Here is a 13,089-nt window from a genome sequence, read left to right on the forward strand (position 1 = left end):
GCTTCATTTAATTGGTTATTCATTTAGTAGTAATTTAGATAAATGATTGTAATCATTGAATTATTACTATATATGGCGGTGCATTTAAATCATCTAATTTTCAGACTGACATTAAAGTTTTTAACAACTATTTTTCCCTACTGAATAGCTAGAGTAAAAAAATGAACTTAGTCAACTTAAACAATTCCTATCAACTTTCATCTATTCAACAAGGAATGCTGTTTAACAGTCTGCTTGCTCAAGAATCGGGAGTGGATATTGAGCAGGTGGTCTGTTTAGTTAAAGAAAAAATTGAGATTGACGTATTCCAAAAAGCATGGCAAACAGTTTTAGCAAGACACGCAGTTTTAAGAAGTAGTTTTGATTGGGAAAACGGACGAGAACCTCTGCAAGTTGTCCATCAAGCAGTAACCATTCCCTTAAAACAATATGATTGGAGTAGCTTATCTGACACAGAACAATCCACTAAATTGCAAGCTTATCTGCAAAGCGATCGCCAAGAGGGTTTTGAGTTAAATGTCGCGCCATTGATGCGTCTAGCATTATTTCGCTTGGGAGCATCTTGCTATCAATTTGTGTGGACATTTCACCATGCTTTATTAGATGGTCGTTCTTTGTACATCATCATTAAAGAATTGTTTGCTTTTTATGATGCTTTCTCTCAAGGAAAAGATTTACAACTTCCTTTACCTCGTCCCTATCAAGACCACATTGCATGGTTACAGCAACAAGATTGGTCTAAGAATGAAGGCTTTTGGCGAAATTTACTCAAAGGTTTTACCGCACCCACACCTTTATTAGTAGATTCAAACCCTCGTGAGGAAAGCGGTTTTGGTGAACAAACAATCCGAATTTCACAAACAACTACAAAAATGTTGCAGGCTTTTGCCAAACAACATCAATTGACACTCAATACCCTAGTGCAAGGTGCTTGGGCTTTATTGCTGAGTCGTTATAGCGGCGAGTCTGACATTGTTTTTGGTGCGACAAGAGCCTGTCGTCACTCCTCTGTAGCTGGTGCAGAGTCGATGGTGGGACTGTTGATTAATACTTTGCCGGTGCGTGTCAAGGTATCTGGGGAAAAACCCCTTGTCAATTGGCTCCAAGAATTGCGATCGCAGTGGGTAACTTTGCGAGAGTATGAACATACTCCCCTCGTTAACATTCAACGATGGAGCGATGTCCCTGGTGGAACTTCCTTATTTGACAGCATTGTAGTATTTGAAAACTATGAATTGAATTCGGCTTTGCGCTCTCAAGGCCAGAGATGGGAAAACTTAGAATTCCGACTCGAAGAACAAACTAACTTTCCTCTGACATTGGTTGGCTATGGAGAGTCAGAATTGTTATTGAAACTCAAATATGACCGTCAAAAATTCGATGATGCCAAAATTTGTCGGATGTTGGGACATCTTCAGACGATATTGGCGAGTATGGCGACTGATTATAGCCAGAATTTAGGACAACTACCACTATTGACGACAGCAGAAACACACCAAATCTTGGTGGAGTGGAATCATACACAAGCAGATTTTGCAGATCAACTTTGTATCCATCAACTGTTCGAGGCGCAAGTAGAAAAGACACCAGACGCTATCGCCGTAGTTTGTGGAGCAGAACAACTCACCTATCAAGAGCTGAACTGTAGAGCCAATCAGTTAGCTCATCACCTGCAACAACTAGGAGTCAAACCAGGGGTATTAGTTGCTGTATATTTAGAGCGATCGCTAGAAATGATTCCGGCTGTTTTAGGGATTTTAAAAGCTGGTGGTGCATATGTTCCCCTAGAACCGAGTTTTCCCAAAGCACGCATTCAATTACTGCTGTCTTCTTTGCAGATTAACTGTCTAGTCACCCAAACTAGCCTGTTAGCTAATATTCAGGAATTAGAACTAAACGCGCTACAACATTTAATCTGTTTAGATAAATCTGTACATAACGCGATGTGCAACTTATTCTTAGAACCTCTCCCCGAAACAGAGAGAGCCTTTGATTCTTACTCCCCTTCCCTTGTAGGGAAGGGGTTGGGGGTTAGGTCTGAGAGAAACTCGCACACAGCGTTATATAGTACAGTAGGCAAAAAACCAGAGAATCACCAAGAAATCTTTTCCCCTACACCCCTACACCCTCATACCCCTAAACCCTCAATTTGGCATCGTTCTGATTTAGACTTACTCCCAACCGAAAATTTACCAACATCTGCCAGTTCTGATGATATCGCCTACGTGATTTTCACCTCCGGTTCTACAGGTACACCAAAGGGGGTTGTAGTTCGTCATCAACCAGTAATTAACCTGATTGAATGGGTGAACAAAACATTCAATGTGAATGCTCAAGATAGAGTGTTATTTATCACTTCTTTATGCTTTGACTTGTCAGTTTATGACATTTTTGGACTGTTAGCCGCAGGTGGTTCAATTCGAGTTGTTTCTAGTCATGATGTGCGAGATCCAGAAGCTTTACTGCATATTCTCTGCCATGAGCCGATTACATTCTGGGATTCTGCGCCGCCTGCACTGCAACAACTAGCCCAATTTTTCCCCAAGGTGCAGGAAAATAATTACCTCCCCCAATTGCGTCTAGTATTCATGAGTGGTGATTGGATACCTGTCACCTTGCCAGATTTACTTAAAACCACCTTCCCAGGTGTGGAAGTAATTAGTTTAGGGGGAGCAACAGAAGCTACTGTTTGGTCAAATTATTATCCTATCGGCAAAGTCGAACCCCATTGGAAGAGTATTCCCTATGGTAAACCCATCCAAAATGCCCAATATTACATTCTGGATGATTACCTCAATCCCTGCCCCATTGGTGTGACCGGGGAGTTATATATTGGTGGAGAATGTTTAGCCTCTGGCTATTTAAATCAACCGGAACTCACAGCCCAAAAATTTATTCCCAGTCCCTTTGGCAATTCCAAACTATATAAAACTGGAGATTTAGCCCGTTATTTCAGCGATGGTAATATTGAATTCCTGGGTCGGATTGACCATCAAGTGAAAATTCGCGGTTTCCGTATCGAGTTGGGCGAAATTGAGAGTGTACTAACACAACACGACTGTGTACAGGAAACTGTAGTGATAGCGAGGGAAGATGAGCCAGGAAATAAGCGATTGGTGGCGTATGTAGTCATAAATGGCGATTCTGCGACCACAATGAACGAATTGCGGCGATTTTTGCAAACAAAGCTGCCAGAATATATGATTCCATCGGCTTTTATTGCGATCGCTCAAATTCCACTCACTCCTAATGGTAAAGTAGACCGCCGCGCTTTACCCATCCCAGACCACAGCCGACCAGAATTAGAAAAAGCCTTTGTCGCGCCGAGAAATGCTATAGAAATCGAGTTAGGGCGAATTTGGTCAGAGGTTTTAGGTATTGAGTCAATTGGCATCAGTGATAACTTCTTTGATTTAGGCGGAAATTCCCTGCTGGCAGTCAAATTATTTACTCAAATTGAAAAGAAATTTGGTCAAAAACTGCCCCTGGCTACCCTATTGCAATCACCGACAATTGAGCAATTAGCTAGTATTCTCAGCGCATCAAATATCTCAGTGTCTTGGTCTTCCTTGGTAACTATTCAACCAGGTAACAATACGAAACGCCCTCTATTCTTAGTTCATGCCCTTGGCGGTAATGTGATTGGTTATCAAAATTTAGTGCGTCATCTCGGTACAGAACAACCAGTGTATGGACTGCAAGCACGAGGACTTGATGGTAAACAAGCACCTCACACCAGAGTTGAGGATATGGCCTGTGACTACATCCAAGAAATTCGCAGCGTTCAACCCCAAGGCCCTTATCTATTGGCTGGTTTTTCCAGTGGTGGGACAGTTGCTTATGAAATGGCGCGTCAGTTAGTAGCATCAGGCGATCGCATCGAATTACTGGCAATGTTTGATACCTATAGCCCCAGTCTATATATCAATAATCCCTCGCTTTTGCGGACACTGTATGTCTACTTGCTCACCCTATTACGACTGCCATCTGTAGATAGATGGAACTATGTTTTAGCAAAAATAGATTGGTTTCAATCCATGTTAACTGGTAAAACGAGTAGCAAATTTGACTTGTGGAATGAACATTCTTTTACCGAAGATGCCAATCCCTACAACATGGCATTAATAGAAGCTCTCAAACAAGCCACAATGGCAGATTATGTACCTAAACCCTACGCTGGTAAAGTAACTTTATTTACTACCAAAGAAATCCTGAGATGGTGTCAGTTTAAACCCTGTAGAGGTTGGGGTGAAATAGCTAGACAAGGGGTAGAAATTCACGAAGTCCCTGGCACACATTTAGGTATGTTGGGAGAACCAAGTGTGCAGATTCTAGGTGAAAAATTGAGAAGTTGCTTAGATAAAGTACAAGCAGATCATCAAGTAGAATCAGTAAACTTGCAACAGCTGCAGTGGATACTTCAAAACGAAAATTATCGAGAGCTGGAACATCAGCGTTAGGGACTTCCAATTAAAAAGATATACCATCACGTTTATGGCAAGGGGGCAGGGGGCAGGGAGCAGTGGGAAAGACAGTTGTTTTGGAGAAAATAAATTGGATAGTTTATTTTCTGGAAGTCCATTAAATGAAGTAGGCTGCATCTACAATATTTGCTCAGATTCTTATGGATGTCCTTGAAAACTGCCCTCTGCTATACTGTCTCAATTAATGTTGCGATCGCCCTAACTAACTCGTCAGGATCGATGGGTTTAGATATATGCTTTTGAAATCCGGCTTGCAGAGCTTGTTGTTGGTTGATTTCTCCGGCATAAGCGGAAAGTGCGATCGCTGGTATAGTTCCTCCTTGTTGGGGTGAGTATTGTCTAATTTGCCGCATTAGAGCATAGCCATCCATTTCTGGCATACCGATGTCAGACAGTAATAAATCAGGCACAGCTTGATTTAAGCAGGTCAACGCCTGTAATGCTGAAGCTGCTGTGGTAACTTTTGCACCAGCTTGTGTGAGAATGAATTCTGCCAACTCGCACATATCTGAATCGTCATCTACAACTAATATGTGCATACCTCCGAGGCTGAACGGATTTTTCATATGACTATGATTTGAAGATAGCTCCTGCTGAACAAAGTTTAACGGCAATCTGACTGTGAATGTTGCCCCTAAATTCTGTCCTGGACTATCGGCCTGAACTGTACCGCCATGCAGTTCTGTTAAATGACGGACGATAGCCAGTCCTAATCCCAAGCCACCGAATTTTCTAGTGGTTGCGCCGTCCTGTTGACGAAAGTATTCAAATACATAGGGTAAAAACTCTGGGGTAATGCCGACACCTGTGTCTTTCACTTGAATTTGAGCATACATCCCTACCTGTTCTAGTTGCACTTCTACTTTCCCTCCCAAAGGAGTAAATTTCACGGCGTTAGATAGCAAATTCCAGAACACCTGTTGTAAGCGGTTGGGATCGCCGGAGACTGTTCCAGTGACGGGGTTGAGTATGGTCTGAATTTGAATACTCTTGGCTTCTGCCGCTAGTTTTACTGTTTCTAGAGCAGCTTCAATGGTGCAAGCTAAATTTACCGATGCCACGTTTAACGAGATTTTTCCTTGGAGGATGCGGGATACATCCAATAAATCCTCAATCAACTGTGCTTGCAAATTGGCATTACGTTCGATTGTTTCTAAGGCTTGCTCGGCTTTTGTGGGATTGAGCCGCTTATTTCGCAACAGTCTTGTCCACCCTAAAATCGGATTTAGGGGCGATCGCAATTCGTGGGACAAGACAGCGAGAAATTCATCTTTAATTCTATTAGCCGCTTCTGCTTTGGCGCGATCGCTTTGGGCTAGGCGGTACAATTGAGCATTCTCAATCGCTAAGGAAGCCCGTCGGGCGAGTTCCTCGGCTAATTGTAAACTGCTTTGGTCATAGCGTTTTCCTGACTCTGCCGAAATAAAAGAAATTACCCCCAGAATTCTCTCTTGAGTTCTTAATGGCACTGTCATGAAAGATGTAAATCCCACGGAGCGCAAAGTTGCTAGATGTTCCGGATCACGGGCTACTTGTACTAGTAACTCATCGGGAATATCTGCTAATAAATCTGATTTACCGGTGCGTAATGTCCACGCCGCACCCCTAGGCTCATGCAAGTTCAAGGGATATTTTTGCCTGATTTGGTTAGCCCATTCCAGTTTGTCAGGCTCCACATGAGCGACTGCAATCTGCTCAATAGAACCATCTTCTCTAACTATGTGGACTGTACACCAATCGGCTAACTCTGGTACTGCTAGTTGTGCGACTCGCTCTAGGGTAGTTTGGTAATCAAGGGAAGATGCCAAAACCGCGCTAGCCTCTGCCAAAAAGTGTTGGTTACGCTCTAACCTAGCTTGCTCCGTTACATCTACCACATATGCTAAAACGTCTTCTACTTCATCGTTGGAGTTGGTTGTTGGCAGATAGTAAACATTGTAGTAACCAGGGGAGCGATCGCTGCGACCAGGAGGATTGATCGCCAAACCAGATGAGATAAAGCGATTGCCCGTATTGTAAATTTCCTCAAAGACTGCCACTATTCCAGGGTCGGATTGACCAAAAAGTTCAGGAACTGAATGTCCTAAATGTTGTTCACGAGTGAGTCCGTTGATTTGAGCTAATGCTTCATTAATAGCAATAAATCGCTGTTTGTTATCTAATAAAGCCATTCCCACTGGGGAGGTTTCAAAAATGGTTGCTAGTTGACGTTGTGCAGTTTCTACTTGCTTGCGGGCAATGCGTTCACGTTCTAGCAATTGTTCCCGTTCTTGTTCAGCTTGCTTGCGTTCGGTGATGTCAACAACAGCACCAATAGAATTTTTCGGTTTCCCTTTCAAATCGTAGGTAAACTGTCCTCTAACCTCTACCCAATGAATCGAGCCATCTGGCCAAAGCAGGCGATATTCATGATGGTACTCTTGTTTTGTCTGCTTGGCTTGTAGGAGTTTAGCATTGGTTTGTGCTAAATCATCTGGATGTACCCGACTTGCCCAAAGTTCATAAGTGGGTTGACACTCATAGGGCTGGAGACCGAACACTATGAAGTGTCCTGCTGACCAGGATATGACACCAGTTTGTATGTCCCAGTCCCATGTCCCCATGCGTCCGACTTTCAGCGCGAGTTGCAGGTGCGCCTCATTTTCTCGCAATGCCTCCTCAGCACGCGATCGCTCCACTGCTAACCAAGTTTGTTCGGCAATTTGCTCCATCAGTGCCACTTCCACCTCTGTCCACTGACGCACAGCATTGTGGTGTAGCACAAATAAAGCTACAAACTTTCCTTGTTTCACTAACGGCACACATAAAAGAGATTTAGTTTCAATTGCCCTAAAAGCAGCTGCACCTGCTCCCCTAGTCCGGGGATCAACATCCACATCATCCACAACAATTGTTTTGCCTTGTTTGAGTTCTGCAATGATTTCCCGGCCAAAAGCATCCATGTGGTGAGAACCAACTATGCTGTTCACACCATTACAGTAGTCGCGATCGACAATGACATATTCTTGAGTGGGATCAATTTCGCCATAGGTACAACGCGTAACTTGGAAATACTGCCCTGTGGCACGCACCACCTGCCACATAATTTCCTGCGAGTCTGAAATAGCGCGAATGGCATCGTTTAATTGAATTAAAAATTCCTGTTGTCTTTCTTTTTGTTGCAGTTGTTCGAGCAGTTGTTTCCGCTCTGTGATATCAACAGAAACACCAACCATGCGAACTCCCCGCCCAGCTGCATCTAGATAGACTCTGCCTTGACTACTTAGCCAGCGCACTCCATCGCTCGCAATTACCCGGTACTCCTGCTGATAAAAGGTGTCTCCGGCAGCTGCCCTTTGAGCAGCTTGCAAGACTTGCAGTTGATCATCTGGATGAATCACAGCAAAAAATTCCTCTGCTGTGCCAACTTCCATTCCCCAAATTGCCAGGGCATTGGGAGAACACACCACATGATTTGTCATTAAATCCATGTCCCAGGCAACTATCTGGGCTGAGGAGAGGGCAAGCTGTAAGCGTTCTTCTGTCTGTCGCAGGTTTTCTTCAATCTGCTTGAGTCGCGTTACATCTTGAAACATCCCAATACAAATAGCGGGATGTCCATACATAGCTGGTAAGGTTTCTCCCCAGACAAGCGTTGAGCGAATACCACCTGGTGTATGCCAATTCATTTGATAGTTTTGTAGCTTTTCTCCTTGTGCTAATAACACCGCAGGCATTCTTTCTGTAGGGATGCGATCGCCATTGGTATCGGTGCAGTAGTAAGCATCGGGATATTCATCCAGGGATTTGTTTTTCGGTAAATCGCCCCCTGCTAGTTCGTTGGCAATGCGATTAGAGAAGGTGACTTTGGCTGTGACTGGTTCAATAAATACAGTTGGTGTGGGCATCAAATCCAACACAGTTTCTAGCCATTTTTGTTGATTTTCTAATGCTTCGGTTTGCTGTCTCAGAGCTGTTTCGATGCGCTTGCGCTCGGTGATATCTTGAAACACAGCCACAGCTGCGACAATTTGATTTTGGCTATTGAGAATCGGTGCCGAATTGACGCTAATCACAGTTTGGCTACCATCAGCTTCTAGCCGCATTTCTTCGTTAGAGACAACCTCACCTGTTTTGAGCGATCGCGCTAATGGATAATCATAAGGTGCGTACATCTCTCCATCTGGACGAAAGGCTACAAATGGGGTAATGGGTACGTAGTCTTCTAGTTCCATATACTCTTCATAGCCATACCCAACAATTTGTTTGGCTTGTTCATTGGCCAGAACTAATTTATCAGTTGCCGCATCAGCAATCAGCACACCCGTTGGCAATTGCTCTAAAACAGCTGCAAATCGGCTATGTTCCATCTCCAACTCAGCAAGCAACCGTTCCCGTTCGGCTTCGGCTTGTTTGCGTTGTGTAACATCACGAAAATACACTGCCACACCCTCAGCCGACGGATAGGCGTTGACCTCTAACCAATAGCCTGAAGGTTCACCAAATTCTTCCCATGACACAGCAACTTGTTGGGCGACTGCTCGATGTAGTGCTTCATATGCTACACCACCCACAAGTTCAGGAAACACCTCCTGCCAAACGTGTTTACCAATCAATTCTTTTGGTGTTCTGCATAAAATTTTAGCGGCTGCTTGATTCACATAGGTGTAGTGCCAATTGTGATCAAAAGCAACAAACGCATCTGTAATGCTTTCGAGGATATTTGTCACTCGGCTTTCAACTTCTTGGGCGGCGATGAATTGGGCGTGTTGTTGCTGGGTAACTCTTGTGTCGGTCATGTCCCGACTAATGACAATCACGGAAATGGGTGTTCCCTGGGCATCTAATTCCGGTACTAACCGAGCCTGATAAAACCTTGTACCAAACGGGGTGGTAAATTCAAATTCAATTTCCTGTTCTTGAGCAGTAGCAAACACTTGGCGTAAATGCTCTTCCCAAAATAGGTATATGGGGTCTGACATAAATTCCGACATGGATTTACCCAAAAGAGCATCCCGCGAATATCCCAAGGCTTGCTCGCCCATGCGGTTAACATACAGATAACGAATTTGCGAATCGAAACGGGCGATCGCATCCGGGGCATTTTCTAGTAAAGCTTCTAATTCCCGTTTTTGACGCTCTAAGGTAGCAATCCGTTCTTGTACAAAAGCGTTTTCAGCAATTGCCCTCATTTCCTGGCAATCGGGATATGGCTCATTTCCTAGACTGCGGGCAAAGTATTCAATCAACTCCGAACGCGAAATCCCTTGCTTTTGTGCTTCCTCATCAAGCGATCGCCACGCTGTATTGGTAAGGGATACGCTAACCCGTTGTTTGTTTTCCAATTCCCAATTGCTAACAAACTTACCTGTAGAGTCTCGCTTCATTTAGATTTCCCCGTAGGCATACACGGTAATTCATATTAAATAGGAATTACGTCCTCACAAGAATCTTTCTTGAGACTGAGGTTTTTATTTCCAGAAAAGTTGAGGATTTTTCGCTCCCTTCAAAGTTAGTTTATGCAGTTCGTGATGCTTTCTTAGATGAAAAATTCAGCGACACCTACTCCCCAGATATCCGACTTCTATGAAAAGTCGGGTATCTTGTTTATCACGAATAATTTAGGACTGCTATATTATGCTGAATATTGGTGGATGCTAATTATTGCATGAAAATAGAGTGATATCAAAGCTAGTTATTTTCAGTTATTTTAGAAGTTGGTGAATTAAGAGAGTTTAAGTAATGATAAAAAATCATATGCCAATTCCTGAACCACACCGTTCTTTTTTAGAAAAAATGCTCAATAAATTACAGACTGATGAACGCTTATTAGGTGTGGCGATCGCAGGTTCATATTTAAGTGGAGAAATGGATGAGTATTCTGATCTCGATTTAATAATTGTGATCGATGATGTTTATTATCACAATATCTTGCAAGAACGTGAAATTTTTGCTAGTCAGTTTAGTTCATTACTAGCAGCTTTTACTGGTGAACACGTCGGGGAACCCAGATTATTAATTTGTCTTTATGATCATCCTTTGTTACACGTTGATTTTAAATTTTTGCGTTTACAAGAATTTTTCACAGACAGAGTAGAAAATCCGGCAGTTTTGTGGGAAAAAGAAAATTTACTAACCCTAGCTGTTGCCAATCATCCATGTCACTATCCACCTGTTGATTTGCAATGGATTGAAGACCGATTTTGGGTATGGATACATTACTGCGCCGCTAAATTAGGTAGAGGCGAACTGTTTGAAGCCCTTGATTTTTTAGCATTTCTCCGAGGGCAAGTTTTAGCACCGTTGGCAAAAGTCGAGGCTGGAAGATTACCTCGTGGGGTAAGAAATCTGGAGAAAGAAATTCCACTCCGACTTAGGGATTTTTGTCAGACTATTGCCGCTAAACATGATCGATATGAAATTGCTCAAGCACTACAAAATACTATTCACTTTTATCGTCAGTTGCGTGATGCCTTAAATTTACCGGATTTAATTGTGCGAGCAAACGCGGAATTTGCCTCTACTCAATATCTGCAAAAGATTATTGATAATTTTGATAGTGTTAATTAGCCATTATTACTTGTCTAAATTAGAGGCTTTGCTTTGCTGAATTTGGCTGTATTTATTTGGATTCATCCAAGTTTCTAAGCGACTAAAAGCTTGAGAAGATAACAGCGTTAAACATAGATAAACTATGGCGACTGCTGCATAAATTTCAAACGGACGATAGTTGGCAGCGACAATCAATTGTCCTTTGCGAAATAATTCTTCAAATCCAATGACTGCGACTAAGCAAGTATCTTTTAATAAACTAATAAATTCATTTCCTAAAGCTGGTAACATACGCCGAAAAGCTTGGGGGAAAATTACCAAACGCATTGTTAAGATAGGATTTAAGCCTAATGATTTAGCTGCTTCTGCTTGTCCTGGTTCAATTGATTGAATACCTGCACGAACAATTTCAGCAATATAAGCTGCACAATTTAAACTTAAGGCAATTACCCCAGCTACTAAACGATCAAATGTGAAAGTAAAATTCAGTTCTTGAGCAATGGCCGGGATGCCAAAATAAATCATAAAAATTTGCACGAGTAAAGGCGTACCCCGAAAAAAGTCAACATAAGCTCTCGCTAACCAACGCACAGGAGTAATTTTAGAAAGGCGCACAATACCGATTAATGAACCAGCAATTAAACCCAACACAACAGAAATAATTGTAAGTTGTAGGGTGATTAATGCACCTTGTAATAGAGTTGGTAAAGCTTGCAAAATTAACCCAATTGAAGCAAATATGCCCCCTTTACCTGTGGTATTTTGGTTAGCAAATGGTGATTTATCTGGTAATTGTGGCGGAGTAGAGTTAAACCATTTTTGATAAATTTGATTATAAGTACCGTTTTTTAAAACTATATCTATTCCGTTATTAATGAGTGATAAATTCGGTGAATTTTGGGCTGTGGCGATACCGTAATATTCCTCTGTAAGTAATTGTTCTACAACCTTAATACCTTTGAGATTGCCTGTATTAATAGCATATAAAGTTACTGGTGCATCATTAATAACTGCATCTACATTACCATTCAGTAATTCTTGTAAGGCTAGAGGTGCAGAGTCAAAACTGCGAATTTCTGCACCTGGGATACTTTTGGCTTTCTCTGCGCCGGTTGTCCCAATTTGGACGGCAATTTTTTTATTGTTGAGACTATCAAAACCTGTAATATTGGGATTATTTTCTCGAATGGCGATCGCCAATCCGGCTTTAAAATAGGGACGAGAGAAAGCTACAGCTTTGGCGCGTTCGGCGGTGATAGTAATAGAACTGATGGCTGCATCTACGGTTTTGGCTTGCAAGGCTGGGATAATGCCATCAAATGGCAGACTTTGAAATTTTACTTGCAAGTTAGCAGATGAGGCAACTGCATTCATTAAATCAATGGAAAAACCCTGCAATTCTCCACCTTGTCCTTGAAACTCAAAGGGTGGAAACGCTGGTTCCGTCGCGACTCGCAAAGTTTTACTAACACTCGAATTAATGCTACAGCCAGAGAGTAAAACACAACTCACACACACAACTAGACACCAACACAGCCAACGCCTAAAACTGAATCTAGCCATGTGATGCTTACCCCCTGAGTGAGTGATGTTAGCGGTAGCGCGGCGTTTAGCCGGTGCTGAGTGATGAGTAATGAGTGGTGAGTAATAAGTAATAAGTAATGAGTAATGAGTGTATGCTTAATTTGGATGGGTGACAACCTTGCTAGGTTTAAGGAAATTGGTGTTGTCGGAAGTCAGTATCGGCTAAACGTCGCGCCACTTACTACTCACAAAACTCAGCACCCAGCACTCACCACTCACCACTTTTAAAGATATTCCCGCAAGAAGTCAAAGGGATCGTCTTCCCAACATGGTTCAGGAATCATGAACAACAAATTGGTGTTGATGTCAGCTTCAATTTCTTCGCTATCGTGTCTGTCAAAAAGTTCTGTGAGAACTTTCCAGTCTCTTTCTCTAAGAGACGTAAACACCGGGGCGTAAGTCTGTGGAGTGTTTGGATATGTCACAGGTGCAATTTGCGTCAACTGATACAAAAATTTAGCTTCGGGAGTGCTAGACAATTCACATTCTA

At 42.5% G+C, this 13,089-nt stretch carries 6 protein-coding genes; 3 read left to right on the forward strand and 3 right to left on the reverse strand.

Annotated features, from left to right (window positions below):
• Positions 1-161 precede the first annotated feature (161 nt).
• Positions 162-4,460 (forward strand): amino acid adenylation domain-containing protein, encoded by a 4,299-nt coding sequence (locus tag CLI64_RS24585; RefSeq protein WP_103139689.1) that lies wholly within the window; start codon positions 162-164, stop codon positions 4,458-4,460.
• A 191-nt stretch (positions 4,461-4,651) separates the two neighbouring features.
• Here CLI64_RS24585 and CLI64_RS24590 read toward each other — a convergent pair whose 3' ends face one another.
• Positions 4,652-9,850, reverse strand: coding sequence for a PAS domain S-box protein (locus CLI64_RS24590; protein WP_103139690.1), 5,199 nt, complete (start codon positions 9,848-9,850; stop codon positions 4,652-4,654).
• 355 nt (positions 9,851-10,205) lie between these two features.
• Here CLI64_RS24590 and CLI64_RS24595 point away from each other — a divergent pair, with 355 nt between their 5' ends.
• Entirely contained in the window at positions 10,206-11,033 is an 828-nt protein-coding gene (locus CLI64_RS24595) for a nucleotidyltransferase domain-containing protein (RefSeq protein ID WP_103139691.1), read from the forward strand.
• 6 nt (positions 11,034-11,039) lie between these two features.
• Here the strand turns inward: CLI64_RS24595 and CLI64_RS24600 are convergent, their stop codons facing one another.
• Positions 11,040-12,578, reverse strand: coding sequence for an ABC transporter permease subunit (locus tag CLI64_RS24600; protein ID WP_103139692.1), 1,539 nt, complete (start codon positions 12,576-12,578; stop codon positions 11,040-11,042).
• Between the two features lie 105 nt (positions 12,579-12,683).
• Here CLI64_RS24600 and CLI64_RS31700 point away from each other — a divergent pair, with 105 nt between their 5' ends.
• The gene (locus tag CLI64_RS31700) at positions 12,684-12,827 is read left to right on the forward strand and encodes a hypothetical protein (RefSeq protein WP_225977424.1); all 144 of its coding nucleotides are present in this window, start codon (positions 12,684-12,686) and stop codon (positions 12,825-12,827) included.
• Here the strand turns inward: CLI64_RS31700 and CLI64_RS24605 are convergent.
• On the reverse strand, positions 12,824-13,024 hold the full coding sequence (locus CLI64_RS24605) for a hypothetical protein (protein WP_103140857.1): 201 nt from the start codon (positions 13,022-13,024) through the stop codon (positions 12,824-12,826). The two genes, CLI64_RS31700 and CLI64_RS24605, sit on opposite strands and share 4 nt — an antisense overlap.
• Between the last annotated feature and the right edge of the window lie 65 nt (positions 13,025-13,089).

This window comes from Nostoc sp. CENA543, from assembly GCF_002896875.1.
Classification (GTDB): domain Bacteria; phylum Cyanobacteriota; class Cyanobacteriia; order Cyanobacteriales; family Nostocaceae; genus Trichormus.